Annotated in this window: 23 protein-coding genes, 1 tRNA gene and 1 pseudogene; 13 read left to right on the top strand and 12 right to left on the bottom strand. The window is 69.2% G+C overall.

Annotated features, from left to right (window positions below):
• Positions 1 to 10: 10 nt before the first annotated feature.
• From rpsA to mscL, 3 genes are all read left to right on the top strand, one after another.
• Entirely contained in the window at positions 11 to 1,723 is a 1,713-nt protein-coding gene (gene rpsA, locus ACK41C_RS04700) for a 30S ribosomal protein S1 (protein WP_409650982.1), read from the top strand.
• Between the two features lie 295 nt (positions 1,724 to 2,018).
• Positions 2,019 to 2,300 (top strand): integration host factor subunit beta, encoded by a 282-nt coding sequence (locus ACK41C_RS04695; RefSeq protein ID WP_409650980.1) that lies wholly within the window; start codon positions 2,019 to 2,021, stop codon positions 2,298 to 2,300.
• 25 nt (positions 2,301 to 2,325) lie between these two features.
• Positions 2,326 to 2,760, top strand: a complete 435-nt coding sequence (gene mscL, locus ACK41C_RS04690) for a large-conductance mechanosensitive channel protein MscL (protein WP_409650978.1) — start codon at positions 2,326 to 2,328, stop codon at positions 2,758 to 2,760.
• A gap of 7 nt (positions 2,761 to 2,767) precedes the next feature.
• On the opposite strand, the gene ACK41C_RS04685 is transcribed toward mscL, so the two are convergent.
• The 3 genes from ACK41C_RS04685 to ACK41C_RS04675 all read right to left on the bottom strand — a co-directional run bounded on the left by ACK41C_RS04685 (position 2,768) and on the right by ACK41C_RS04675 (position 5,630).
• Positions 2,768 to 3,307, bottom strand: a complete 540-nt coding sequence (locus ACK41C_RS04685; RefSeq protein ID WP_409650976.1) for a hemerythrin domain-containing protein — start codon at positions 3,305 to 3,307, stop codon at positions 2,768 to 2,770.
• 61 nt (positions 3,308 to 3,368) lie between these two features.
• Positions 3,369 to 4,874: a 2-polyprenylphenol 6-hydroxylase gene (ubiB, locus tag ACK41C_RS04680; protein ID WP_409650974.1), complete on the bottom strand. Its 1,506-nt coding sequence runs from the start codon at positions 4,872 to 4,874 to the stop codon at positions 3,369 to 3,371.
• 3 nt (positions 4,875 to 4,877) lie between these two features.
• Positions 4,878 to 5,630 (bottom strand): class I SAM-dependent methyltransferase, encoded by a 753-nt coding sequence (locus ACK41C_RS04675; RefSeq protein WP_409650972.1) that lies wholly within the window; start codon positions 5,628 to 5,630, stop codon positions 4,878 to 4,880.
• A 78-nt stretch (positions 5,631 to 5,708) separates the two neighbouring features.
• Between ACK41C_RS04675 and mutM the strand changes: the two genes are divergently transcribed.
• The 6 genes from mutM (at position 5,709) to dnaA (ending at position 11,069) form a co-directional block, all read left to right on the top strand.
• A complete protein-coding gene (mutM, locus tag ACK41C_RS04670; RefSeq protein ID WP_409650970.1) occupies positions 5,709 to 6,572 on the top strand; it encodes a bifunctional DNA-formamidopyrimidine glycosylase/DNA-(apurinic or apyrimidinic site) lyase in 864 nt (287 codons plus the stop codon).
• The gene (locus ACK41C_RS04665; protein ID WP_409650968.1) at positions 6,569 to 7,447 is read left to right on the top strand and encodes a TraB/GumN family protein; all 879 of its coding nucleotides are present in this window, start codon (positions 6,569 to 6,571) and stop codon (positions 7,445 to 7,447) included. The genes mutM and ACK41C_RS04665 overlap by 4 nt, the downstream gene beginning before the upstream one ends.
• 38 nt (positions 7,448 to 7,485) lie before the next feature.
• Positions 7,486 to 8,262, top strand: coding sequence for an enoyl-CoA hydratase (locus ACK41C_RS04660; protein WP_409650966.1), 777 nt, complete (start codon positions 7,486 to 7,488; stop codon positions 8,260 to 8,262).
• Complete coding sequence (locus tag ACK41C_RS04655) at positions 8,259 to 8,840, top strand: GDSL-type esterase/lipase family protein (protein ID WP_409650964.1); 582 nt, start codon at positions 8,259 to 8,261, stop codon at positions 8,838 to 8,840. The genes ACK41C_RS04660 and ACK41C_RS04655 overlap by 4 nt, the downstream gene beginning before the upstream one ends.
• Before the next feature lie 108 nt (positions 8,841 to 8,948).
• The gene (rpsT, locus tag ACK41C_RS04650; RefSeq protein WP_409650962.1) at positions 8,949 to 9,218 is read left to right on the top strand and encodes a 30S ribosomal protein S20; all 270 of its coding nucleotides are present in this window, start codon (positions 8,949 to 8,951) and stop codon (positions 9,216 to 9,218) included.
• A gap of 414 nt (positions 9,219 to 9,632) precedes the next feature.
• Positions 9,633 to 11,069: a chromosomal replication initiator protein DnaA gene (dnaA, locus tag ACK41C_RS04645; RefSeq protein ID WP_409653907.1), complete on the top strand. Its 1,437-nt coding sequence runs from the start codon at positions 9,633 to 9,635 to the stop codon at positions 11,067 to 11,069.
• Positions 11,070 to 11,075: 6 nt separating this feature from the next.
• Here dnaA and rpoN read toward each other — a convergent pair whose 3' ends face one another.
• Together rpoN and ACK41C_RS04635 are read right to left on the bottom strand one after the other, a co-directional pair.
• Positions 11,076 to 12,569: an RNA polymerase factor sigma-54 gene (rpoN, locus tag ACK41C_RS04640; protein ID WP_409650960.1), complete on the bottom strand. Its 1,494-nt coding sequence runs from the start codon at positions 12,567 to 12,569 to the stop codon at positions 11,076 to 11,078.
• 68 nt (positions 12,570 to 12,637) lie between these two features.
• Entirely contained in the window at positions 12,638 to 13,378 is a 741-nt protein-coding gene (locus ACK41C_RS04635; protein WP_409650958.1) for a glutathione S-transferase family protein, read from the bottom strand.
• Positions 13,379 to 13,477: 99 nt separating this feature from the next.
• Between ACK41C_RS04635 and ACK41C_RS04630 the strand changes: the two genes are divergently transcribed.
• Positions 13,478 to 14,206, top strand: a complete 729-nt coding sequence (locus tag ACK41C_RS04630; RefSeq protein ID WP_409650956.1) for a helix-turn-helix transcriptional regulator — start codon at positions 13,478 to 13,480, stop codon at positions 14,204 to 14,206.
• On the opposite strand, the gene ACK41C_RS04625 is transcribed toward ACK41C_RS04630, so the two are convergent.
• A complete protein-coding gene (locus tag ACK41C_RS04625; RefSeq protein ID WP_409650954.1) occupies positions 14,203 to 15,465 on the bottom strand; it encodes a DUF418 domain-containing protein in 1,263 nt (420 codons plus the stop codon). The two genes, ACK41C_RS04630 and ACK41C_RS04625, sit on opposite strands and share 4 nt — an antisense overlap.
• Positions 15,466 to 15,838: 373 nt before the next feature.
• On the opposite strand from ACK41C_RS04625, the pseudogene ACK41C_RS04620 reads away from it, so the two are divergent.
• Positions 15,839 to 17,057 (top strand): annotated as a pseudogene (locus ACK41C_RS04620) (RtcB family protein).
• A gap of 32 nt (positions 17,058 to 17,089) precedes the next feature.
• Here ACK41C_RS04620 and lptB read toward each other — a convergent pair.
• The 5 genes from lptB to ACK41C_RS04595 form a co-directional block, all read right to left on the bottom strand.
• Positions 17,090 to 17,815, bottom strand: coding sequence for an LPS export ABC transporter ATP-binding protein (gene lptB, locus ACK41C_RS04615; RefSeq protein WP_409653904.1), 726 nt, complete (start codon positions 17,813 to 17,815; stop codon positions 17,090 to 17,092).
• A gap of 42 nt (positions 17,816 to 17,857) precedes the next feature.
• Complete coding sequence (locus ACK41C_RS04610; RefSeq protein ID WP_409650952.1) at positions 17,858 to 18,427, bottom strand: LptA/OstA family protein; 570 nt, start codon at positions 18,425 to 18,427, stop codon at positions 17,858 to 17,860.
• A 50-nt stretch (positions 18,428 to 18,477) separates the two neighbouring features.
• Positions 18,478 to 19,095, bottom strand: coding sequence for an LPS export ABC transporter periplasmic protein LptC (gene lptC / locus ACK41C_RS04605; RefSeq protein ID WP_409650950.1), 618 nt, complete (start codon positions 19,093 to 19,095; stop codon positions 18,478 to 18,480).
• A gap of 7 nt (positions 19,096 to 19,102) precedes the next feature.
• Entirely contained in the window at positions 19,103 to 19,720 is a 618-nt protein-coding gene (locus ACK41C_RS04600) for a ribonuclease D (RefSeq protein ID WP_409650948.1), read from the bottom strand.
• 49 nt (positions 19,721 to 19,769) lie between these two features.
• A tRNA-Leu gene (locus ACK41C_RS04595) sits at positions 19,770 to 19,855 on the bottom strand.
• A gap of 152 nt (positions 19,856 to 20,007) precedes the next feature.
• On the opposite strand from ACK41C_RS04595, the gene ACK41C_RS04590 reads away from it, so the two are divergent.
• Complete coding sequence (locus tag ACK41C_RS04590) at positions 20,008 to 20,979, top strand: complex I NDUFA9 subunit family protein (RefSeq protein ID WP_409650946.1); 972 nt, start codon at positions 20,008 to 20,010, stop codon at positions 20,977 to 20,979.
• A 3-nt stretch (positions 20,980 to 20,982) separates the two neighbouring features.
• On the opposite strand, the gene ACK41C_RS04585 is transcribed toward ACK41C_RS04590, so the two are convergent.
• Positions 20,983 to 21,783 (bottom strand): undecaprenyl-diphosphate phosphatase, encoded by an 801-nt coding sequence (locus ACK41C_RS04585; RefSeq protein ID WP_409650944.1) that lies wholly within the window; start codon positions 21,781 to 21,783, stop codon positions 20,983 to 20,985.
• A 216-nt stretch (positions 21,784 to 21,999) separates the two neighbouring features.
• On the opposite strand from ACK41C_RS04585, the gene ACK41C_RS04580 reads away from it, so the two are divergent.
• Positions 22,000 to 23,436, top strand: a complete 1,437-nt coding sequence (locus ACK41C_RS04580) for an NAD(P)-dependent oxidoreductase (RefSeq protein ID WP_409650942.1) — start codon at positions 22,000 to 22,002, stop codon at positions 23,434 to 23,436.
• The last annotated feature ends 3 nt before the right edge of the window (positions 23,437 to 23,439 follow it).

The raw sequence follows: 23,439 nt of genomic DNA, 5'->3' as shown, positions 1-23,439 counted from the left end.
AAAGACCAATATGGCTGACGATATGAGCCTCAACCCCTCGCGCGACGACTTCGCCGCGCTGCTCGACCAATCCATGGGCGGGCGCGACTTCATGGAAGGCTCGGTCGTCCACGGCAAGATCGTGGGCATCGAGAAGGACTTCGCCATCATCGACGTGGGCCTGAAGACCGAAGGGCGCGTGTCCCTGAAGGAATTCGGCCTGGACGAGAACGGCAAGCCGACCGTGAAGAGCGGCGACACGGTCGAGGTCTTCCTCGAGCGCGTCGAGAACGCCATGGGCGAGGCGGTGATCAGCCGCGACAAGGCCCGCCGCGAGGAGGCCTGGACGCGCCTGGAAGGCGTCTATGAGAAGAACGAGCCGGTGATGGGCGCCATCGTCGGCCGCGTGAAGGGCGGCTTCACCGTCGACCTGGGCGGCGCCTCGGCCTTCCTGCCGGGCAGCCAGGTGGACATCCGTCCGGTCCGCGACGTCGGCCCGCTGATGGGCAAGGAACAGCCCTTCGCGATCCTGAAGATGGACCGCCCGCGCGGCAACATCGTCGTCTCCCGCCGCGCCATCCTGGAAGAAGCCCGCGCCGAACAGCGCACCGAGCTGGTCAGCCAGCTGCAGGAAGGCGAAATCCGCGAAGGCGTGGTCAAGAACATCACCGACTACGGCGCGTTCGTGGACCTGGGCGGCATCGACGGCCTGCTCCACGTCACCGACATGAGCTGGAAGCGCGTCAACCACCCGAGCCAGGTGCTGGCGGTCGGCGACACGGTGAAGGTCCAGATCGTCAAGATCAACCCGGACACCCAGCGCATCAGCCTCGGCATGAAGCAGCTGCAGTCCGACCCGTGGGACGGCGTGGAAGCCAAGTACCCGGTGGGCGCCAAGTTCACCGGCCGGATCACCAACATCACCGACTACGGCGCCTTCGTGGAGCTGGAGCCGGGCGTGGAGGGCCTGGTCCACGTGTCGGAAATGTCCTGGACCAAGAAGAACGTCCACCCCGGCAAGATCGTGTCGACCTCTCAGGAAGTCGACGTGGTGGTGCTGGACGTCGATCCGTCCAAGCGCCGGGTTTCGCTGGGCCTGAAGCAGGCCATGGCCAATCCGTGGGACGCCTTCCTGGCCGCCCACCCGGTCGGCTCGACCGTGGAAGGCGAGGTCAAGAACGCCACCGAGTTCGGCCTGTTCATCGGCCTGGAGAACGACATCGACGGCATGGTGCACCTGTCCGACCTCGACTGGTCGGCGCCGGGTGAGGAAGCCATCGCCCGCTACAACAAGGGCGACGTCGTCAAGGCGCGCGTCCTGGACGTCGACGTCGAGAAGGAGCGCATCTCGCTGGGCATCAAGCAGCTGGCCGGCGACCCGATGCAGGGCGATTCCTTCCGCAAGGGCCAGACCGTGACGGTCACCGTCACCGAGGTCACTTCGGGCGGGATCGAGGTGAAGTTCGGCGAAGACGACGCGCCGATGACCGCCTTCATCCGCAAGTCGGACCTGTCGCGCGACCGCGCCGACCAGCGGCCCGAGCGCTTCGCCGTGGGCGACCGCGTCGACGCCCAGCTGACCAACATCGACAAGGCCGCGCGCCGCGTGTCCCTGTCGATCAAGGCTCTGGAAATGGCCGAGGAGAAGGAAGCCATCGAGCAGTTCGGCTCGTCGGACTCCGGCGCCTCGCTGGGCGACATCCTCGGCGCGGCCCTTCGCGAGAAGGCCGGCTCCAAGGAATAAAAGCGACTCTCAGGTCTCTCCGACCTGAAGCGGGGTGGCGGATCGGGCGACCGGTCCGCCGCCCTTTTTCTTTGCTGCGCGCCCGTTCGCGCGGGGGGAGAATTCAGGTGAACAAGCGTCACCTTGAAGGGGCCGGAGCCGCATTGCGCCTTGAACATCGTCGGGGACTCGACCATGGTCCGCCTCGCTCCGGAGCGTATTTCCGTCGCGTCCGGCCCTCGCGGCCGAGGCAAGCTTGTGGAGTTCAAGGCAAGAGGGCCGCGTCCTCCCGCGCCGCCCGGGGATCGAAATGGGCATGATCAAGTCGGAACTGATCGCCAGACTGGCCGAAGAGAATCCGCACCTGACCCAGCGCGACGTCGAGCGCGTGGTCGGGGTCATACTGGAGCGGATGATCCAGGCTCTGGAGGCCGACGGCCGGGTGGAGCTCAGGGGCTTCGGGGCGCTTTCCGTGCGCTCCCGCGACGCCCGTTCGGGCCGCAACCCGCGCACCGGCGAGACGGTGGAGGTGCGCGCCAAGCACGTGCCGTTCTTCAAGAGCGGCAAGGAGCTGCGCGAGCGCCTGAACGCCGACTGAGGTTCAACATCCCAAGGAGGGGGGCATGAGCGTTCTGAGCGAGTTCCGCGAGTTCATCGCCCGCGGCAACGTCATCGACCTCGCGGTGGGCGTCATCATCGGCGCCTCGTTCGGGGCGATCACCACCAGCCTGGTCGAACAGGTGATCATGCCGCCGATCGGCCTCCTGACCGGCGGCGTCGACTTCGCCCGCCTGCAGTGGGTGCTGAAGCCCGACGATCCGGCGACCGAGCTCAACGAGCTGGTGGCGATCCAGTACGGCGCCTTCATCAACACCGTGATCCAGTTCCTGATCGTCGCCTGGGTGGTGTTCCTGCTGGTCAAGGTGGTCAACAGCCTGCGCCGGGCCCAGGCGGCCGCGCCCGAACCCGCCGCCCCGCCGGCGCCGACTCCCACCGAGGCGGTGCTGATGGAGATCCGCGACCTCCTGAAATCCCAGGGCGGCGGATCGAAGGGCTGAAGGCGCTTCACGCCACCTTGAAGCCCTCCCAGTTCAGCATCCGGGTGAGCTTGGCGTTCTCCTCTACCGAGAGGGCGTCGCGGAAGACCGGGAAGATCTCCTCCTCTTCCTCGCGGATGTGGGTGTCCACATGGTCGGAGAACTCGCGCGCGCGGACCAGCCAGGAGGGGTCGCCCGCAGGCATGCGCCGCAGGTCGTAGATGAAGGTCTTGATGGCGGCGTGGTCCTCGGTCAGGTGGCGGGCCTCGGCCGCATGGCTGGTCTCCGACAGCGCCGGATAGACGACATTCTCCTCCTCCACGCCGTGCTTGGTCAGCGCATAGGCGATCTTCGAGAGAAGCATTTCGCGCTGATGGGCCTGGTCCTCCCCGGTGGCCAGTAGTTTCTCGAAGGCGGCCTGCACCAGTCGGTGCTCGGCGACGAGGGCGTCGAGCCAGTCGCCGGCCAGGGCCGAGGGCGCCTGCATCATCGCCTTGCGGGCATGGGGGATCGCCAGGCCGGCCACCAATCCAAGCGCGGCGCCGGTCACGAGTCGAAGCGAGGGCATTGTCCGGGGCTCCTCTCCAAGGGGGACGGAGCCGTAACCAGCCGGCGTCGGCGATGTTCCGTCAGGCCAGGGCGGCGGCCAGCAGGAAGGCCAGGCCCGCGGCCACCGCGCCCAGGGCGAACCACAGGGCCTGGTTGTGGCGTTCGTCCTCAACCGTCACCTTGGCGGGTGCGGCGGCGTTGTCCGCCAGGCGGACGATGGCGCGCACGGCCGCGAGCCCTTCTTCCGCATAGCGGCGGGCCCGCGCGGCGGGCGAGAGCTCGCGCAGCATCCAGCGGCGCACGACGGGGTCGGCGGCGGCCCAGATGTCGTGGTCAGGGTCGATCTTCCGGGCCACCCCCTCCACGGTCATCATCGTCTTCTGCAGCAGCACCAGCTGGGGCTGCAGGCGCATGTCGAAGAGGGCGGTGATTTCGAACAGCTGGGTCAGCACCCGGCTCATGGAGACGTCGGCGGCCGTACGGCCGAACAGCGGCTCTCCCACGGCGCGAAGCGCCTGGGCGAAGGCCTCCACCGCATGGGTTCGCGGCACATAGCCGGCCTCGAAATGCACCTCGGCCACCCGGCGATAATCCCGCTGCAGGAAGCCCCAAAGGATCTCGGCCAGATAGCGCCGCTCCTCCGAGGACAGGCGCCCGACGATGCCGAAGTCCACCGCCGTCAGCCGCGCCGGCGCCCGGACGAACAGGTTGCCCTCGTGCAGGTCGGCGTGGAACACGCCATGGTCCAAGGCCTGGGCGAGGAAGGCTCGGATCAGATTGTCGGCCAGGGCCTTGCGGTCGAGGCCCGGCTGTTCCAGCGCCTCGGGCGAGGACAGCGGCAGGCCTTCCGCCCACTCCAGGGTCAGCACCCGCTTGGCGACCCCATCCCAGATGACCTTCGGCGCGCGCATATAGCCGTCGCGCGCCATCACCTCGGCCAGTTCGTCGCCGCCGGCCGCCTCCAGCCGCAGGTCGAGCTCCAGCTCGGTGGAGCGCACCACCGTCTCGGCGAAGGCCCGGGGCTCCAGCCGCCGGGCGGGCGGGGAGACATCCTCCACCAACCGTGCGGCCAGGCGTAGGACCTCGGCGTCGCGCGCCACGCGGCGCTCGATCCCCGGGCGCAGCACCTTCACCGCCACCTTGCGGCCGTCGAACAGCACGGCCTCATGGGCCTGAGCGAGAGAGGCGGCCGCCACCGGAGGGCCGAAGTCCGAGAACAGGCTCTTCAGCGGGCGGCCGAGCGCGCGTTCGGCGTCCCGCTCGGCGACCTCGGTGGGGAAGGGCTCCAGCCGGTCCTTCAGCCGCGCCAAGTCCTCGGCGAACTCCGCCCCGAAGATGTCGGCGCGGGTGGAAAGCAGCTGGCCGAGCTTGATCGCCACAGGGCCCAGGCGCTCGAAGGCGCGGCCCAGGCGCTCGCCCGGGCGGCCCTGTCGCGCCTGCGGGCCGGCGAACAGCCGCAAGGCCCGGGCCGTAGCGCGGACGGCGGGCGGGTAGAGGTCTTCGAACTCCCGCGGCAGCAGGGCGTCGTCCCGCACGAGCCGGAAGCCCGCCCCGATCAGCCGGCCGAACGCGGCGAGCGTCCCCATGCCTCAGATCGCCCAGCCGTGGTGCAGGGCCGCCACGCCGCCGGTGAAGTTGGTGTAGCTCGCCCGCGAGAAGCCGGCCTGCTCGATCATCCGCAGGAACGCCGCCTGGTCGGGGAACCGGCGGATGCTCTCCACGAGATACTGATAGCTCTCGCGGTCCTTCACCACCCACTCGCCGATCTGGGGGATCACCTTGAAGGAATAGGCGTCATAGGCCTTGCGCAGGACTTCGGTGGCGGGCCGGGAGAATTCCAGGCAGAGGAAACGGCCGCCCGGCTTCAGCACCCGCCGGGCCTCGGCCAGCGCCTGGGCGATGTCGGTGACGTTGCGGATGCCGAAGGCGATGGAGTAGGCGTCGGCGCAGGCGTCGGGCAGGGGCAGGCGCTGGGCGTCGCCCACGGCCCACAGGATCTCCGGCTCGAAGCCGCGCTCGCGGCCGGCCGCGATCATCTCGGCATTGTAGTCCACCACCACCACCGAGGCGTCGGGCCCGCCGCGGCGGACCTGGGCGCGGCGCGCCATGCGGGCGTAGCGGCGCGCCATGTCGCCGGTGCCGCCGGCGCAGTCGACCACGGTCTCGCCCGGCTGCGGATTGAGCCGCGCAGCCATCGCGTCCTTCCACAGCCGATGGACGCCGGCGCTCATCAGGTCGTTCATCAGGTCGTAGCGGCCGGCCACCCGGTCGAAGACGCCGCGCACCAGCCCGGGCTTCTCGGCGGGATCGACGTCGCGGAATCCGAAGGTGGCGGCGGGCATGCCCCGCTCTTAGCCCGCCCGGGCCGCGTGCGAAAGGGCGCGGCTTGCCGGCGCCGCCGGCCCGTGCGAGTGCAGGCCATGCCCGAACTTCCCGAGGTCGAGACGGTGCGCCGGGGCCTGGCGCCGGTGCTGGAGGGCCGAAGGCTCGCCCGCGTCGAAGCGCGCCGGCCGGACCTGAGGTTCCCCCTGCCCGAGGGCTTCGTCCAGCGGCTGACCGGCGCGACCGTCACCCGACTCGACCGGCGGGCTAAGTACCTGCTGGCCGAGCTCGACCGCGGCGAGACCCTGGTGATGCACCTAGGCATGAGCGGGCGGTTCGAGATCGCGCGCCCTGAGGGCGCGGTGCGTCCGGGCGAGTTCCACTATGCGCCCGACCCCGACCCCAAGCACGCCCACGTGGTTTTCGAGACCGAAGCAGGGGAGCGGGTCACCTATTACGACCCCCGCCGCTTCGGCTACATGGCGCTGGTCGAGACGGCCCAGCGGGAGGCCCATCCCTGGTTCGCCGCCCTGGGGCCGGAACCCCTCTCCCCAGCCTTCGACGCCCAGCGCCTGGAGGCGGCTTTCGCCGGGCGCAAGCAAGGCCCGAAGACCCTGCTGCTGGACCAGCGGGTCGTGGCCGGGCTCGGCAACATCTATGTCTGCGAAGCCCTCCACAGGGCGCGGATCTCGCCCTTCAAGCCCGCGGGCAAGGTTCCGCACAGAAAGCTCGAGCCGCTCGTCACGGAGATCCGCGCGGTTCTGGAAGAGGCGATCGAGGCCGGCGGCTCGTCCTTGCGCGATTTCGCCCGCGCCGACGGGGCGTTGGGCTATTTCCAGCATCGGTTCGGCGTCTATGACCGTGAAGGGCGGCCCTGTCCCACGCCGGGCTGCAGCGGCGTGATCGAGCGCCAGGTTCAGGCCGGCCGCTCCACCTTCTACTGCCCGAAATGCCAGCGGTGAGGCGCGGCCTCCTTCTTGCGCTGGGCCTCCTGGCGACCGCACTGGCGGCTTGCGCGCCGGAGCCCGCAGTCGCCAAGCCGCCGGTCTGGGTGGTGCGCGACGCCGATTCCGAGCTCGTCATCTTCGGTTCGGTTCACGTTCTGCCGCCGGGGCTCGACTGGCGGCCGCCGAGCTTGGAGGCGGCGCTGGCGGAGGCCGACGACCTCTGGTTCGAGTTGCCCGTCGATCCGGCCGCCGAGGCGGAGATTGCGGGCCTCGCCGCCGCCCGGGGCGTGGGGGCGCCCGGCTGGTCGCTGTCGGCCAGCCTGTCGCCGGAGGGCGCGCAGCGCCTGCGCCGGGCGGTCGACGCCCTCGGCCTCGGCTTCGCCCTGGTCGATCGGCTGGAGCCCTGGTTCGCTGAGGTGATGCTGGCGGCCGCGCAGTACCGTCGGGCCGGCGCCGACGCCGCCTTCGGCGTGGAGAAGGCGATCTCGGCCGCCGCGCCGGCGGGGATCGAGCGCCGGGCCTTCGAGACCCCAGACGAGCAGATCGCGCTGTTCGACGCAGCACCCTTGCCCGAGCAGATCGCATCCCTCGAACAGAGCCTGCGCGAGATGGAGGCGAGGCCCGACGCCTACGCGGATCTCGTCGCCCGCTGGATGGCCGCCGACCTCGACGCCCTGGAAGCCGACGTCCTGGCGCCGCTGCGCCGCGTAGCGCCCGTGCTCTATGCGCGGCTCGTCTCGGAGCGGAACGCCCGCTGGGTGGTAGCCCTGGCCGAGCGCCTGGACGGTTCCGGCCGCACCGTGGTGGTGGTGGGCGTGGGCCATCTCGTCGGTGAAGAAGGGCTGCCGGCGCAGCTGCGGGCGCTTGGCTATTCGGTCGAGGGGCCTTAAGGCGCGAGACACACGCGAAAGGCACGGGAGAGCGGCCGATGAGCTACGAGACCCTGATCGTCGAGGCGCACGGCGCCGTCACCCTGATCAAGCTGAACCGGCCCGAGGCGCTGAATGCGCTCAACTCGACCCTGTTGGCCGAGCTCTGCGCGGCGCTGGACGCCGCCGAGGCCGACGAGGGTGTGCGCTGCCTGGTGCTGACAGGCTCCGAGCGCGCCTTCGCGGCCGGGGCGGACATCAAGGAGATGTCCGACAAGACCTACGCCCAGATGTTCCTGGCTGATTTCTTCACGGGCCCGGCCCGGCGGATCGAGCAGTTCCGCAAGCCCATCATCGCCGCCGTGGCCGGCTATGCGCTGGGCGGCGGCTGCGAGCTCGCCATGATGTGCGACTTCATCATCGCCGCCGACACCGCCAGGTTCGGCCAGCCGGAGATCAATCTGGGCGTGATGCCGGGCATCGGGGGCACCCAGCGGCTGACGCGCCTGGTGGGCAAGTCCAAGGCCATGGACATGATCCTAACCGCCCGGATGATGGACGCCGCCGAGGCCGAGCGCGCCGGCCTCGTCTCCCGCATCGTGCCGGCCGACAAGCTTCTGGAGGAGGCGCTGGCCGCCGCCGCCAAGATCGCCGCCCAGTCGCCGCTGGCGGTGATGATGAACAAGGAACTGGTCGAAACCGCGCTGGAGACCACGCTGACGACCGGCGTGGCGGTCGAGCGGCGGCTATTCCACTCGCTGTTCGCCTTCGAGGACCAGAAGGAAGGGATGGCCGCCTTCGTCGAGAAGCGGAAGCCGGACTTCAAGAGCCGATGAGGCTCATCGCCTTCGGGGACTCCATGGTCGCCGGCGCGGGCGACCCCGACCACCTGGGCTGGGTGGGCCGCGCCTTGGCCGACCGGCGGGAGATCACCCTCTACAATCTCGGCGTCCGGCGGGAGACCTCGGCCGACATCGCCGCGCGCTGGCCCCCCGAGGCGAAGGTGCGGCTGACCGACGTCGAGCCCATGCGGATTGTCTTTTCCTTCGGGGCCAACGACTGCCATCTGGAGGGCGGCCATCCCCGGGTGGCCCCCGCCGAGAGCCTGAAGAACGCCCACGCCATGCTGACCGGGGCCGGCCGGCTCTGTCCGGTCCTGCTGGTGGGGCCGCCGCCGGTGGTCGATCCCGGCGTCTGCGCCCGGCTGGAGGGGCTGAACGAGCATCTGCGCACCCTGGCCGCGCGGCTGAAAGTCCCCTTCATCGACGTGCTGCGCCCGCTGATGGCCGATGGGCTCTTCCAGGCCGAGGCGGCCGCCTGGGACGGCGCCCATCCCGGCGCGGGCGGCTATCAGCGGATGGCCGACCTCGTGGCGGCCCACCCGGCCTGGCGCGCTTTCACCGGTCTCGACTGAAGGCGCCCGCCGCGCATTGACCGCACGCCCGCTCTCCCGTATATCCGCGCCTCCGATTTCCGCCGCCCGGGCTTCCGTCCGGGCGCGAGCCGTTTTGAGAGCTGACACATGGCCAACACGCCCGGCGCCAAGAAGGCGGTCCGCAAGATCGCCCGCCGCACTGAAGTCAACAAAGCCCGCCGTTCGCGCGTGCGCACCTATCTGCGCAAGTTCGAAGAGGCGATCGCCGCCGGCGACGCCGGGGCGGCCAAGACGGCTTTCGTGGAGGCCCAGTCGGAGCTGATGCGCGCGGTCTCCAAGGGCGTGGTCCACAAGAACACCGGCTCGCGCAAGGTCTCGCGCCTGGCCGCCCGGCTGAAGAAGCTGGCCGCCGCCTGAGGTTGCGGCGCCGGCCTGAAAGCTTGGCCGGCAACCCTCAATAAAACTAGGCGAAATTGACGCACCCGCGGGTTGCAACCCGCGGGTGGTTTGTTGTGCGGCGCACCTTTTCGATGCTGCTCTGCGACGAATCTTCTCAGTCAACGGAGGGTCAAAATCCGGATTCCCTTGCCCTGCGGGGGCCGGATTTGAGTCAACGAAAATATCCGCAGACAGCGCGAAGAATCCCCGTTGACCGACAGGTCGTCGGGGCTAGTCTGACGGACCTTACAGACGTCCTTCCATCTGATTTCGGATGACCAAGGCGGCGGCGGGGGCGTTTGCGCTCGCCGTATAAGACTTTGTGTTTGTTGAACAAACGTTAGGTCGTTGCGGGGGCGGCGACCATAGATGGCACGAGATGGGGTTGGGATGATGGCCACGGCTGGGGGCACTGCAGGTTCTGTTTCCATGACGCCGGCCGGCGCCGTGTGGAGCAAGACCTGTCAGGCGCTGAAGCGCGAGCTGGGCGAGGCCACTTTCGATTCCTATTTCGGGCAGGCGGCCATGCGCGAGCGCGGCGAGGAGCTGTGCCTAGTGGCCGCCACCGGCGTGGCGCGCGACTGGATCCGCAACAACGCCTGGCGGCGGATCCGCGAGCTGTGGGCGCAGAACGATCCGCTCGGTCGGCCGCTGGCCTTGAAGTCGCGCATGGAGTTCGACGCCCAGGGTGCGGCCGTCGTCGCCCCGGAGCCCGTCGAGAGCGCCGTAATCGAGGTCGAAGTCCCGCTGGAAGTGACCGCCGTGGCCGCCGCCGGCGTGCGGGCAGGGCGCCAGCAGGGTCTGCAGGAGCGCTTCTCGTTCGAGACCTTCGTGCCCGGCCCGGCCAACGAATTCGCCTTCGCCGTGGCGCGCCGGGTGGCGAGCTGGGCCGATGGCCATTTCAATCCGGTGCTGTTCCACGGCCCCTACGGCTTCGGCAAGACCCACCTGCTCAACGCGCTGGCCTGGGAGGCCATGCGCTCCGCGCCCGACCGCAAGGTGGTCTACATCACCGCCGAACGCTTCACCTCCACCTTCGTCAAGGCGGTTCAGGACCGGCAGACCGCGGCCTTCAAGGACGAGCTGCGCCAGGCCGACCTGCTGCTGATCGACGACGTGCACTTCGTCGCCGGCAAGGCCTCCACCCAGGAGGAGCTGTTCCACACCCTGCTGGCCTTGGTGGAGGACGGCCGCCGCGTGGTGATGACCGCCGACCGCTCGCCAGCCGAGCTCTCGGAGATGGAGCCGCGCCTGCGCTCGCACCTGCAGGCGGGCCTCGTCTGCGGCATCGAGCCCGCAGACCGGACGCTGCGTTTAGGGATCCTGGAGCGCAAGCTCGCCACCCTCGCCGCCCAGGGCCGCTTCGTGCCCTCGGCCAAGCCGGAGGTGCTGCAGTTCCTGGCCGACCGGTTCACCGACAGCGTCCGCGAGCTGGAAGGCGCCCTCAACACCCTGGTGGCCCGGGTGGGCGGCGACATCGCGCGCCTGACGCTCGACGAAGCCCAGGCGATCCTGCGCCCGCACCTGGCCTGCAACGAGCGCCGGGTGACGGTGGACCAGATTCAGAAGGCCGTGGCCGAGCATTATCAGCTGAAGCAGGCCGACCTGATCTCCGAGCGGCGCGCCCGTGTGGTCGCCCGCCCGCGCCAGGTGGCCATGTGGCTGGCCAAGCAGATCACCACCCGCTCCCTGCCCGACATCGGGCGGCGGTTCGGCGGCCGCGACCACACCACCGTCCTGCACGCCGTGCGCCGCATCGAGGCCCTTAAGGACGAGGATCCGGCCATCGCCCGCGATATCGAGGTGCTGCTGCGCAAGCTGCGCGGCTAAGCCCCTTCAGGCGACCTCCGCCGCCTTCAGCATCCGCCGACGCTCCACCGAGGAGGGGATGCGCAGGGCTTCGCGGTACTTGGCGACCGTGCGGCGGGCGATGTCGATCCCGCCCTCCTTCAGGATCTCGACGATGCGGTCGTCCGACAGCACGTCGGCCTCGGCGCGCTCGGCCTCGATCATCTGCTTGATCCGGTGGCGCACGCTTTCCGCCGAATGGGCCTCGCCGCCCGAGGTGGAGGCGATCGAGGAGGTGAAGAAGAACTTCATCTCGAAGAGGCCGCGCGGCGTGGCCATATACTTGTTCGAGGTCACCCGGCTGACGGTGGATTCGTGCATGCCGATGGCCTCGGCCACGGTCTTCAGGTTCAACGGCCGCAGGTGCTCCACCCCGAAGGCCAGGAAGCCGTCCTGCTGGCGCACGATCTCGGAGGCCACCTTCAGAATGGTCTTGGCCCGCTGGTCGAGGCTCTTGATCAGCCAGTTGGCGCTGGCCAGGCAGTCGGTGACGAAGACCTTGTCCTGCTCGCTCCGCGCTCCGCCGGCGATGCGGGCGTGATAGCGCTGGTCGACCAGCAGGCGCGGTAGGGTGTCTGTGTTCAGCTCTACGTTCCACAGGCCGCCGGGGCCTTCGCGGACGAAGACGTCGGGCGCCACCGGCTGGGCGGGCTCGCCGCCGAAGGCGGCGCCGGGGCGAGGCGTCAGCGCCCGGATCTCGGCGATCATGTCGCGTAGATCCTCGTCGTCCACTCCGCAGAGCTTCCGCAGGGCCGCGAGATCTCGACGGGCGAGCAGGTCGAGATTGTCGAGCAGGGCCATCATGGCCGGATCGCAGCGGTCGCGGTCCTTCAGCTGCAGCATCAGGCACTCGCGCACGTCGCGGGCGGCGACCCCCACGGGCTCGAAGCCCTGGACCACCGTCAGCACGGCTTCCACGGCGTCGAGTCCGCAACCGAGGCGTTCGGCCACCTCGACGAGATCGCAGCGCAGATAGCCGCCATCGTCCACGGCGTCGATCAGGACGGCGGCGATCGCCGCGCCTGCGGGCGCAAGGCCGGCGGCGGCGAGCTGTTCGTGCAGGTGCTCGGCGAGGGTCTTCTCGCGGGTCAGCCGGCCCTCGAAGTCGTCGGAATCCTCGAAGCTTCCGCCCTTGCCGGCGCGGGACCAGTCGATCGCGCCGCCGGCCTGCTGAGCCTCGGGCGCATCGCCCGTGGCCTGCTCGCCCGGCGAGGCCTGGTCGTGGGCGATGTCGAGATGGGCGGCGGCGCCGGAATCCGGAATCTCGTCGGCGGCGAAGTCGTCGCTGGCCCGTTCGGTTTCGCGCTCGGGCTCGGCTTCCCCCTCCTCGCGCTGGAGCAGGGGGTTGCGCTCGAGCTCGCCCTCCACATAGGCCTCGAGCTCGAGGTTCGAGAGCTGCAGCAGCTTGATGGCCTGCTGGAGCTGGGGCGTGATGACCAGCCCCTGCCCCTGCCTCAGCTCCAAACGCGCGCCTAGCGCCAACACCGCCTCCTGGCCTGAATCTTGCGTCCCAGGCTAGGCGGCCTTCCCCACCGATTAGTTAATGCCGGTCACGCCGCGCAGGCGTGCGGACGGAACAGCGGCGTCCAGGCGTGGTCCGGATAGACGCCGGCCATCATCCGGTCGACATAGGCGGCGAGGTTGCGGAAGCGCATGGCCTGGTCGCGCACGGGTGCTTCGAAGTAGGGGCCCATCAGGCTCGCCAGCATGCCGAAGGCGACGGCGTCGACGCTGGTCGGACGCTCGCCCATCATGAAGACCTTCTCTCCCAGCAGAGCCGAAAGTGCGGCGAGCGACCGCACGCCCAGGGCCAGCACCTCGGCTTCGGAATGGCGACCTACGCCGACGTTGCGGATGTTCTCGGCGATCTGCCGCTGGACGTCGGCCTCCACCTCCGCCCGCTGGGGCTGGGGAATGTCGGCGAAGAACTGAGCCGGGCCCTTGGCGAAATTCTCCGGGATCAGCCACCGCACATGAGCGACGGTCCAGCCGAAGTGGTTCTCGATCATCCGCTCGATGGCCCAGGCCTGGGCGCGCTGAGCGGGGCACAGGCCTTCGTCCAGGTCCAGTCCGTACTTCCGCTCCAGGTGCAGGCGGATGAAGTGGCTGTCGGCGATCAGTTCGCCGTCGTCTTCGATGAAGGGCAGCTGGCCCTTGGGGGAGCGTTCCGGATGGGCGGCCTCCTTCACATAGGCGAGGCCCGCCATCTGCAGGTGGACCTCGGTCTTGATGACATAGGGGCTGGCTTCGGGAAGGTCGAAGGCCGCGCCGGCGCCGTAGAGGGTGATCATCGGTGTCTCTCCCGTGACTGACCCGCTTGGCTTAGGCGTCGCCTGCTGCCAACATGCTGTCAGCATCGCGGACCGATGCTCTGCCACATGAGACTTTCCATGCGACGGGCCGACCGGCTGTTCCAGATCATCCAGATCCTGCGGCGGGCCAGGGGGCCGATCACCGCCGACCGCATCGCCGAGGAGCTGGAGACCTCCAAGCGCACCATCTATCGCGACATCGCCACCCTGATCGGGCAGCGGGTGCCGATCCGCGGCGAGGCGGGCTTCGGCTATGTACTGGACGACGGGTTCGACCTGCCGCCGCTGATGCTGACGCCCGACGAGATCGAGGCCGCGGTGCTGGGCGCCCAGTGGGTGGCCGGCCGCGGCGACCCGGCCCTGGCCCGGGCGGCGGAGGACCTGATCGCCAAGATCGCCGTGGCGGTGCCCGAGCGCCTGCGCCCCTTCGTGCTGGAGCCGACGGGACGGGCGGTGCCAGCCTGGAGCACCCCGCCCGACCGGCTGAACATGGCCCAGGTGCGGGCCGCGATCCGCAGCGGGACCAAGATCGTGCTCGACTACAGCGATGAGCAGGATCGCCGCAGCCGTCGAACGGTCTGGCCGATCACCGTCGGCTATCACGAGACGGTGCGGCTGCTGGTGGCCTGGTGCGAGCTTCGCCAGGCCTTCCGCCACTTCCGCACCGACCGGGTGGAGGGGGCGGAGTTCCTCGCCGACCGTTATCCGGAGCGCCCGGGGATCCTGCGGGCGAAATGGCGCGCGCACCGGGAAGCGGAGCATCGGCGCTACAAGGCGATTAAAGCCGCCGAGGCCTCAGCCGCCTAAGCTGTCGCCGCTTGCGGGCCGCCTCTTCGGAAGGGCTGAACCCTGCGCCGCGCCAAGGTCCGCCAGAGCCATTCGAACGGCCCGTAGAGGAAGGCGTCCAGCCAGGGCTTGCTCCAGAGAAGCTGGACCGCCCAGATTCCCACGACCACGAAATAGAGCTGGTGGCGTTCCAGCTGGCCATAGAGGCCGAAGCCGTAGCCGTAGAAGAGGGTCGTCGCGATCAGGCTGGCGGCCAGGTAATTGGTCAGGGCCATCCGCCCTACGGCGGCCAGACGCACGATGGCGAGGCTGCGCGGCCAGGCCTTGGCCGCCAGGATCACCACGCTGGCGTGGGCGAGCGCGATGAACAGGCGGGCCACCGCCCCGACGCCGTCGCTGCGCACGATCTGCGCCAGCTCGAACCCGCTCGCCGCCAGGCTGCGCCCCATGAGGCCCCAGAGCGGCAGCACCACGAGATAGCCGAAAGCGATCAGGGCGAGATAGACGCGGGTCGGCGCCTGGCCGGTGAACAGGCCGAGCTTGTAGAGACCCATGCCCACCAGCATCAGGGCCAGCACGTCCCAGAAGAAGGCGAAGACGAAGATCGGGCCCTCCAGCAGGAAGGTCATCGGCGCCCGCGCCTTCAGGGCCTCCACGAAACCGCCGCGATAGCCCTCCAGCTCCAGCCTTTCGAAGCCCGGCGGCGGGGCGTGCTGGCCGAGCGCCGCTTCCCAGGCCTCGACCGCGGCGCGGGTGGCGTCTGGCGCGGTCGCCGCGGCGTGCAGGGCCTCCAGGTGCGGCGCATCCAGCAGCAGGCTTTTCGCCGCGAAGGCCAGCATGACGAAGCCGCCCAGGATCAGCAGGGTGCGCGGCGAGCGGTTGCGGAACACGAAGGCGACCATCCCCACCAGGGCGTAGGAATAGAGGATGTCGCCGTACCAGATGAGCCAGCCGTGGATCAGGCCGAAGACCAGCAGCCAGGCCATCCGCCAGTAGTGGACCGAGGCCGCCCTCTCGCCCGACCGCTCGGCGCGATCGGTCACCAGCAGCAGGCTGGCCCCGAACAGCAGGGTGAAGAGCGCGCGCATCTTCCCGTCGACGAGGGCGTAGTTGACCGCCCAGGTCCAGAAGTTCACGCCGTCCGCGCCGCCGTAATAGTTGGGGTCGATATAGGCGTAGGACGGCAGGCCCATGCCGACGATGTTCATCAGCAGAATGCCCAGCACCGCAAATCCGCGGACGGCGTCGATCGTGACGTAGCGGTCTTCCAGAGCAGCCATGCCCGCCTCCCCAAAAGGGGAGCATAGAACCTGGACCGCCGTTCGGCGAGCGCCGCAATGTGAGGCGTGGCCCAACCGCCACAGAGGGCGGAATCGTTGCGAACGGGGCTGGCGGGCCGCAGGGGAACGCTGTAATGGCCCGCCTCCCAAGGAGAACCTCCATGGCCTACCGGCCCACCTGCCAGCGCCAGCCCGCCACCCTCGTCCCCAGCGTCGAGGGTTCGATGGCGTGCGCGCGGGAGAGTGGTTCGATCTAGGTCCGGGTTCGACTTCGGATCGTTGAAGAACCCCTCCCGGCTCGGCCGGGAGGGGTTCTTCATATCCGAGGAGCACTTTCCGCCGGCCGCGAGGACCGAAAGGAAAGGAGAGCCCAATGAGCGGGTTCGAACTGATCGACAGCCCGGGTAAGCCGATCAAGGCCTGGACCCGAGGTGTTCCCATCGAAGAAGCCGCGATGGCGCAGCTGCGTAATGTCGCCAGCCTTCCGTTCATCCACCGCCACCTTGCGGTGATGCCGGACGTGCATTGGGGCATGGGGGCGACGGTGGGATCGGTGATCCCGACCATCGGCGCGATCATTCCGGCCGCTGTCGGCGTGGATATCGGCTGCGGCATGATGGCGGTGCGTACGTCCATCCGAGCCGAGCACCTGCCGGATTCGCTCGCGGGATTGCGTTCGGCCATCGAGGCGGCCGTGCCGCACGGCCGCACCGACAACGGCGGCCGCAACGACAAGGGCGCGTGGCAGGACGATCCGCCGACGATGGCGGCCGAAATGTGGGCTGAGCTCAAGGACGGCTACGAGGCCGTGGTGGACAAGCACCCGAAGGCCGCCCACCCGCGCGGCCTGGGCCACCTCGGCACGCTTGGGACGGGCAACCACTTCGTCGAGCTCTGCCTCGACGAGGAGGATCGGCATCTGGGCGATGCTGCACTCCGGCTCGCGCGGCGTGGGGAACCGGTTCGGGACCTATTTCGTCGAGCGCGCCAAACAGGAGATGCGGCGGTGGTTCGTCAATTTGCCCGACGCTGACCTGGCCTATTTCGCAGAGGGAAGCGAGGGCTTCATCGACTACGTCCGCGCGGTGAACTGGGCGCAGAAGTACGCCCTAGCCAATCGAGAGGTGATGATGGGCCAGGTGCTGGGCGTGCTCCGCGCCGCCTTTCCGGACCTCGCCGCGACCGAGATGGCTGTGAACTGCCACCACAACTACGTCGCCCGCGAGCACCACTTCGGCAAGGACGTGCTTGTGACCCGCAAGGGTGCGGTGCGCGCAGGCGAGGGAGAACTCGGGATCATCCCCGGCTCGATGGGCGCACGTTCGTTCATCGTGCGCGGGAAGGGGAACCGCGAGTCCTTCTGCACCTGCTCGCACGGCGCAGGTCGGGCGATGAGCCGGACGGAGGCCAAGCGGCGCTTCACGGTGGACGATCACATCGCCGCCACCATCGGGGTCGAATGCCGCAAGGACGCCGAGGTGATCGACGAGACGCCGATGGCCTACAAGGACATCGAGGCGGTCATGGCCGCCCAGGCGGATCTTGTGGAGGTGGTCCACACCCTCCGCCAAGTGGTGTGCGTGAAGGGATGAACTGGGGCCGTCGGGCGAGCAGCCCGGCGGCCTTAGCCGAACCGCTCGCCCAGATAGACGCGGCGGACTTCGGGATTGTGGACGATCTCTTCCGGCGAGCCCTCGAACAGCACCTCGCCGGCGTGGATGATCGAGGCCCGATCAATGATGTCCAGGGTCTCGCGGACGTTGTGGTCGGTGATCAGGATGCCGATCCCCCGGCCCTTCAGATAGGTGATGACCTCGCGGATATCGGCGATGGCCAGGGGGTCGATCCCGGCGAACGGCTCGTCCAGCAGCATGAAGGAGGGTTCGGAGGCGAGGGCGCGGGCGATCTCCACCCGCCGCCGCTCCCCACCCGAGAGCGAGACCGCCGGCGCCTTGCGCAGGTGCTCGATGTGCAGCTCTTCGAGCAGGTTGGCGACCGTGGCCTTGGCCTTGGCGCGGCTCTGCTCGCGCAGCTCCACCACGGCCATGACGTTCTCCTCCACCGTCATGCCGCGGAAGATGGAGGTTTCCTGGGGCAGGTAGCCGACGCCCATGCGCGCGCGCTGGTACATGGGCTGGGCGGTGATGTTCTCGCCGTCCAGATAGATCGCCCCATAGTCGGCCGGGATCAGGCCGGTGATCATATAGAAGCAGGTGGTTTTGCCTGCGCCGTTGGGGCCGAGCAGCCCGGCCACCTCGCCCCGGCGCAGGCGCAGGGAGACGCCCTTCACCACCGTGCGGCCCCGGAAGGCCTTGCCGATGTTGTCGACGACCAGCCCTTCGCCGGCCAGGGCCGGGAGGCTTTCGAAGCGTTCGGGCCGCAAACGGAACCCCTAACGCCGGGCGGCGGCTTGCTGGTCCGCCGGCTGCCGGTTGGGATAGATCACCGCCCGCGGCCGGCCCTGTGCGCCGCGTCCGGTGACGTTCGACTGCATCTGGGCGTCGCCGGTGGAGACGTTGATGGTCAGCCGCCGCCCGCGCATCACGTTCTCGCCCTGGGCGGCCACGACGTCGCCGGTGATGACGATGGTGTCGGCCTCGACGTTGTAGACGGCCGCGTCGCCGCGCACCCGCTGCTGCGGCGTGACGTAGTAGACATTGCCGGTCGCCTCGATGCGCGAAACCGCGCCGCAGGAGGCTTGGCCGCCCGGCCGCGCCGGACCCTTGGCGGAAATGGTCTTCAGGACGTCGGCGCGCAGGCGGGTGCGGTCCTGCAGGGCCTCGGCCGAGCCCGACCAGATCGAGACGCACTGGCTGGTCACCACCTCCACCGCATCGGCGGTGATGTCGACCGGCGCGTCGGAGCTCTGGGCCAGCTGGGCGGCCGCGGGCGCGGCGGCGAGCAGGCCCAGCGCAGACGCTGCGGCGAAGGGCGCGATGGTCGCCAGGGTCTTCATGTTCATTCCGCCAATCTGGGAAGCCCAGCCTTCAAAACCAGCCTCGTGCGACAGTCTTACTTCGAATCGAGCCGCCCGCGAACGCCGCCCTTGAAGACCAGGCGGTCGCCCTTGTCATAGACGCCATAGGACTTCGCAGTGATTTCGCCAAGCGCGCCGGAGCCGGAGATCTGGCCCTGCCCCTCCAGTTCGCCGGTGGCGGTGTTGAAGATCGAGCTGGCGGTGTCGAAATCCAGGCCAGCCCCGGTCATCCGCACCCCTCCGTCCAGGTTCAGTACCCGCCGATCCTCGCGATAGACGCCAGCCTTGGCGGCGATGCGCGTGGGGTTCTCGCCCTCGGCGTCGAGGATCAGGGCCGGCTGGTCGAGCAGCACCCGCTGATAGTCGCTCTCGTCGCGCACCGCGGTGGCGGCGGTGATCACATAGGCGCGGCCTTTGTCGTCGCGGCCGACGAAGCGCGGGTTGACCAGCTGGATCGGCGTGTCCGCATCGTCCGGCCGCGCCTGGGCGCCTGTCAGGGTGGTGTGGATCACGAAACCGGCCAGGGTCGCCAGGATCAGGCCGATCAGGGCCGGCAACAGGATTCGCAGTTGGCGGATCAGGCGCGAGCGGCGGCGCCAGCGGCGGAAGTCGTCGCGGCCGGCCGGAGCGGATGCGATGGCTGCGGCGGCCATGCCCGCCTCACGCGTGGGCGAAGATGTCGACCTCTTCCCAGCCGGCGACGTCGAGCAGGGCGCGGTAGGGCAGGAAGTCGAAGCAGGCGCGGGCCAGATGGTCTCGGCCCTCGCGGACCAGCATCTCGTCGAGCCGCCCGCGCAGGGCGTGCAGGTGCAGGACGTCGGAGGCCGCATAGGCGAGCTGTTCGTCCGAAAGCTTGTCGGCCCCCCAGTCGGAGCTCTGCTGGGCCTTGGACATGTCCAGCCCGAGCAACTCCTTCGTCACGTCCTTCAGGCCGTGGCGGTCGGTATAGGTGCGCGCCAGCTTGGAGGCGATCTTGGTGCAGTAGACCGGTGCGGTGGCGACGCCCAGGTGCAGGTGGAACATGGCGATGTCGAACCGGCCGAAGTGGAAGATCTTCAGGATCTTCGGATCGGTCAGCACGCGCTTCAGGTTCGGCGCGTCGTAGTCGGGGCGCTTCAGCTGGACCACATGGGCGTCGCCGCCGCCGTCGGACAGCTGGACGACGCAGAGCGGGTCACGTCCCAGCGCCAGGCCCATTGTTTCCGAATCGACGGCTACGGCCGCCGCGCCGGCGAACAGGCCGTCGGGAAGATCGCCGTGATGCAGGAAAGTCGCCAAGATCGCTCCGGAATCAGAAGGAGGGCCGCCCCTCGATATAGGAGAGGGGTGGTGCCCAGGAGAGGACTCGAACCTCCACGGCTATTAACCACTGGTACCTGAAACCAGCGCGTCTACCAATTCCGCCACCTGGGCCCCGTCCCTTCGGATCGGGAAGGCGGCTTCCTTAGGGCGCCGACCTGCGCCGGTCAACGCCTGCTTTGCGCGAGCGTGCAAGTCGCATTGCGGCGCGGCGACGCATCGTCTATCCGGAGCCCCTTCGATCCCTCCGGTTACAAGCAGTCGACATGCAGGATCTGGTCACCGTCTTCGGCGGTTCGGGCTTCATCGGGACCCAGGTGGTGCGGCAGCTGGCCAAGCAGGGCCTGCGGGTGCGCGTGGCCGTGCGCCAGCCGCACATCGCCTACGACATGCGCCTGATGGGCGATGTGGGCCAGGTCGAGGTGGTTCAGGCCAATGTCCGCAATGAGGCCTCGGTGCGCCGGGCGCTGGAGGGCGCGCGGGCGGCGATCAACCTCGTCGGCATTCTCTACGAGACCGGCCGGCAGAAGTTCGAGGCCGTGCATGTGGACGCCGCCCGCATGGTGGCCGCCGCGGCGCGCGACCTGGGCGTCGGTCGGCTGGTCCACATGTCGGCGCTCGGCGCCGACGCGAACTCCCGGTCCAAATACGCCCGCTCCAAGGCGGCCGGCGAGGCGGCGGTGCGCGAGGCCTTTCCTGAGGCGGTGATCGTTCGCCCGTCGGTGGTCTTCGGCCCGGGCGACGACTTCTTCAACAAGTTCGCCGAGATGGCGGTGTTCAGCCCGGTGCTCCCGCTTGTGGGCGGCGGAAACACCCGCTTCCAGCCCGTCTATGTCACGGACCTCGCCCGGGCCCTGGCCCGCACGGTGGTCGACCCCGACTGCGCCGGCCGCACCTACGAACTGGGCGGGCCCACGACCATGACCTTCCGCCAGGTGCTGGAGCTGGTCATGGAGCAGACGGAGCGCCGGCGCCTCCTGCTGCCCCTGCCGTTCCCCGTGGCGGGCCTGATCGGAACGCTGTGCGCCCCCATCGCGCTCTTCACCCCGGTGAAGCCGCCCCTGACCGCCGACCAGGTCGAACTGCTGAAGACCGACAATGTGACGGAGGCGGGCGCTGCCGGCCTCGTCGAACTCGGCGTGACGCCGACGCCGGTGGAGGCGATCACGCCCACCTATCTCTACCGCTTCCGGCGCGGCGGCCAGTTCGCCGACATGATGGGCCAGCCGGTCGGCTGAGGCCTAGCCGAGCGCCAGGATCGCGAGCCCCGCCGCCCCCACGGCGATCCGCCACCAGCCGAAGGCGGCGAGGCCGAAGCGGCTGATGAAGTCCAGCATGGTCTTCACCACGACCAGGCCGGCGATGAAGCTGACCACGAAGCCCACGGCGATGACGCCCAGGTTCTCTCCGGTCAGGACGTCGCGGTTCTCCCAGAAGTCCAGGACGAACGCGCCGAGCATGGTCGGGATGGCCATGAAGAACGAGAATTCGGCGGCCGCGCGCCGGTCGATGCCGATGAACACGCCGCCCACGATCGTCGCCCCGGAGCGGGAAACGCCGGGAATCATGGCCAGGATCTGACAGAGGCCGATCCCCAGGGCCCGTTTGAAGGAGAGCTGCATGGCGTCGTGCTCCTTCGGGCGCGGCGCCCAACGATCCACCATCAACAGAACGACGCCGCCCAGGATCAGCATGACGCAGATCAGGCCGATGCTCTCGAACAGCACGGTCTTGATGAAGTCATGGGCGACGAAGGCCACCGCCATGGAGGGGATCACCGAGATCACCACGCTGGCGGCGAACCAGCGCGCCTGGGGGTCATGGGGCAGGCGCAGGAAGACGCCCCATAGCCTTTGGAAATAGATCGCCACCACCGCCAGGATCGCGCCCAGCTGGATCATGACGCTGAAGGTGTCCCAGAAGCCGGAAGGCAGGCCCAGGGCCTTCTTCGTAAGCAGCAGATGGCCTGTCGAGGAGACCGGAATGAACTCCGTCAAACCTTCGACGAGGCCGAGGATGACGGCGGCGATCCAGTCGGACACGAGAGACTCCTGAGCAAGCGAGGGCAGAAGGGCGAATTAGGGTAAAGAAGCGGTTTATCCAAAAAATAGACTAACATTCCGAGCGCCCGCATTGTGTGAGGCGTCTTGTGGCGGGTCGAAGTTTATTTTGTCCATTAACTGGACTGTATGGTTTCCGCAGACTGGCTTTGGCGCTATGAGGCCTTTCTCGTCAAGGGTTTGCCGGGGAGCGGCGCTGTGGCCGAACGGATGCTGAAGTTCACCGCCGTGGAGCGGGAAACCCCGGCCAAGCGGCCGGCGGCGGCGCGCGGCGGCGATTTCCATGAGATCTACGCCGACTTCATCGACGCCAAGGCGGCCGAGCAGGCCTCGCGCTGCTCGCAATGCGGCGTGCCCTTCTGTCAGACCCACTGCCCCCTCCACAACAACATCCCCGACTGGCTGCGCATGACGGCGGAAGGAAGGCTTCAGGAAGCCTACGCCCTCTCACAGGCCACCAACTCCATGCCGGAGATCTGCGGCCGCATCTGTCCCCAGGACCGGCTGTGCGAGGGCTCCTGCACCATCGAGCAGTCCGGCCATGGCACGGTGACGATCGGGGCGGTGGAGCGCTACCTGACCGACAAGGCCTGGGAAGAGGGTTGGGTCCAGCCGCTGTGCGCGGGTCCCGACCGCGGGCGCTCGGTCGGGATCGTCGGCGCCGGACCGGCGGGGCTTGCGGCCGCTGAGCGGCTGCGCGAGGCGGGCTACGCCGTCACCGTCTACGACCGCCACGACCGGGCCGGCGGCCTGCTGATCTACGGCATCCCAGGCTTCAAGCTGGAAAAGGACGTGGTGGAGCGTCGCACCCGCCGGCTGGCCGAGGGCGGGATCGAATTCCGCCAGAACTTCGAGGTGGGCCGCGACGCCACTCTCGCCGAACTGCGGGCGCAGCACGATGCGGTGCTGATCGCCACCGGCGTCTATGCGGCGCGGGACATGGTCGTGCCGGGCGTGGGTTCGGCCGGCGTGATTCCCGCGCTCGACTATCTGTTGGCGTCCAATCGTGTCGGCCTCGGCGACGCCGTGCCGGCTTATCAGAGCGGCGAGCTGAACGCCGCCGGCAAGAGCGTCGTGGTGGTGGGCGGCGGCGACACCGCCATGGACTGCGTGCGGACCGCCGTTCGCCAGGGGGCGAAGTCGGTCACCTGCCTCTACCGCCGCGACCGCGCCAACATGCCGGGCTCCGCCCGCGAAGTCGCCCACGCGGAGGAGGAGGGCGTGACCTTCGAATGGCTGGCGGCGCCCCGCGCCGTGCTCGGGGAGGCCGAGCGCGCCGCCGGCCTGCGCGCCGCGCGCATGCGGTTGGGCCCGCCCGACGCCACCGGCCGGCAGGCGCCGGAGGAGGTGGAGGGCGGCGACTTCGAACTTGCGGCTGACCTGGTCATCAAGGCGCTGGGTTTCGATCCGGAGGACCTGCCCGCCCTGTTCGGCGCCGAGGACCTGGCGGTCACCCGCTGGGGCACGCTGAAGGCCGACTTCAAGACCATGATGACCTCGATCCCCGGCGTCTTCGCCGCGGGCGACATCGTGCGCGGCGCGTCCCTCGTGGTCTGGGCCATCCGCGATGGCCGCGACGCCGCCGACGCGATCCACACCTACCTCTCTCAACCCGCCCGGATGGCGGCGGAGTGACGC

Origin of the sequence: Phenylobacterium sp., assembly GCF_046290725.1 — a bacterium.
In the GTDB taxonomy this organism is placed as follows: domain Bacteria; phylum Pseudomonadota; class Alphaproteobacteria; order Caulobacterales; family Caulobacteraceae; genus Phenylobacterium.
Note: the sequence above shows the minus strand (reverse complement) of the source record. Positions and strands in the feature narration are given on the sequence as shown.

What these genes read in the sequence shown, in the direction of transcription:
- rpsA (WP_409650982.1), top strand. Translation starts at nt 11, where the DNA reads ATGGCTGACGATATGAGCCTCAACCCCTCGCGCGACGACTTCGCCGCG.
- ACK41C_RS04695 (WP_409650980.1), top strand. Translation starts at nt 2,019, where the DNA reads ATGATCAAGTCGGAACTGATCGCCAGACTGGCCGAAGAGAATCCGCAC.
- mscL (WP_409650978.1), top strand. Translation starts at nt 2,326, where the DNA reads ATGAGCGTTCTGAGCGAGTTCCGCGAGTTCATCGCCCGCGGCAACGTC.
- ACK41C_RS04685 (WP_409650976.1), bottom strand. Translation starts at nt 3,307, where the DNA reads ATGCCCTCGCTTCGACTCGTGACCGGCGCCGCGCTTGGATTGGTGGCC.
- ubiB (WP_409650974.1), bottom strand. Translation starts at nt 4,874, where the DNA reads ATGGGGACGCTCGCCGCGTTCGGCCGGCTGATCGGGGCGGGCTTCCGG.
- ACK41C_RS04675 (WP_409650972.1), bottom strand. Translation starts at nt 5,630, where the DNA reads ATGCCCGCCGCCACCTTCGGATTCCGCGACGTCGATCCCGCCGAGAAG.
- mutM (WP_409650970.1), top strand. Translation starts at nt 5,709, where the DNA reads ATGCCCGAACTTCCCGAGGTCGAGACGGTGCGCCGGGGCCTGGCGCCG.
- ACK41C_RS04660 (WP_409650966.1), top strand. Translation starts at nt 7,486, where the DNA reads ATGAGCTACGAGACCCTGATCGTCGAGGCGCACGGCGCCGTCACCCTG.
- ACK41C_RS04655 (WP_409650964.1), top strand. Translation starts at nt 8,259, where the DNA reads ATGAGGCTCATCGCCTTCGGGGACTCCATGGTCGCCGGCGCGGGCGAC.
- rpsT (WP_409650962.1), top strand. Translation starts at nt 8,949, where the DNA reads ATGGCCAACACGCCCGGCGCCAAGAAGGCGGTCCGCAAGATCGCCCGC.
- dnaA (WP_409653907.1), top strand. Translation starts at nt 9,633, where the DNA reads ATGGCCACGGCTGGGGGCACTGCAGGTTCTGTTTCCATGACGCCGGCC.
- ACK41C_RS04635 (WP_409650958.1), bottom strand. Translation starts at nt 13,378, where the DNA reads ATGATCACCCTCTACGGCGCCGGCGCGGCCTTCGACCTTCCCGAAGCC.
- ACK41C_RS04630 (WP_409650956.1), top strand. Translation starts at nt 13,478, where the DNA reads ATGCGACGGGCCGACCGGCTGTTCCAGATCATCCAGATCCTGCGGCGG.
- ACK41C_RS04625 (WP_409650954.1), bottom strand. Translation starts at nt 15,465, where the DNA reads ATGGCTGCTCTGGAAGACCGCTACGTCACGATCGACGCCGTCCGCGGA.
- ACK41C_RS04610 (WP_409650952.1), bottom strand. Translation starts at nt 18,427, where the DNA reads ATGAACATGAAGACCCTGGCGACCATCGCGCCCTTCGCCGCAGCGTCT.
- lptC (WP_409650950.1), bottom strand. Translation starts at nt 19,095, where the DNA reads ATGGCCGCCGCAGCCATCGCATCCGCTCCGGCCGGCCGCGACGACTTC.
- ACK41C_RS04590 (WP_409650946.1), top strand. Translation starts at nt 20,008, where the DNA reads ATGCAGGATCTGGTCACCGTCTTCGGCGGTTCGGGCTTCATCGGGACC.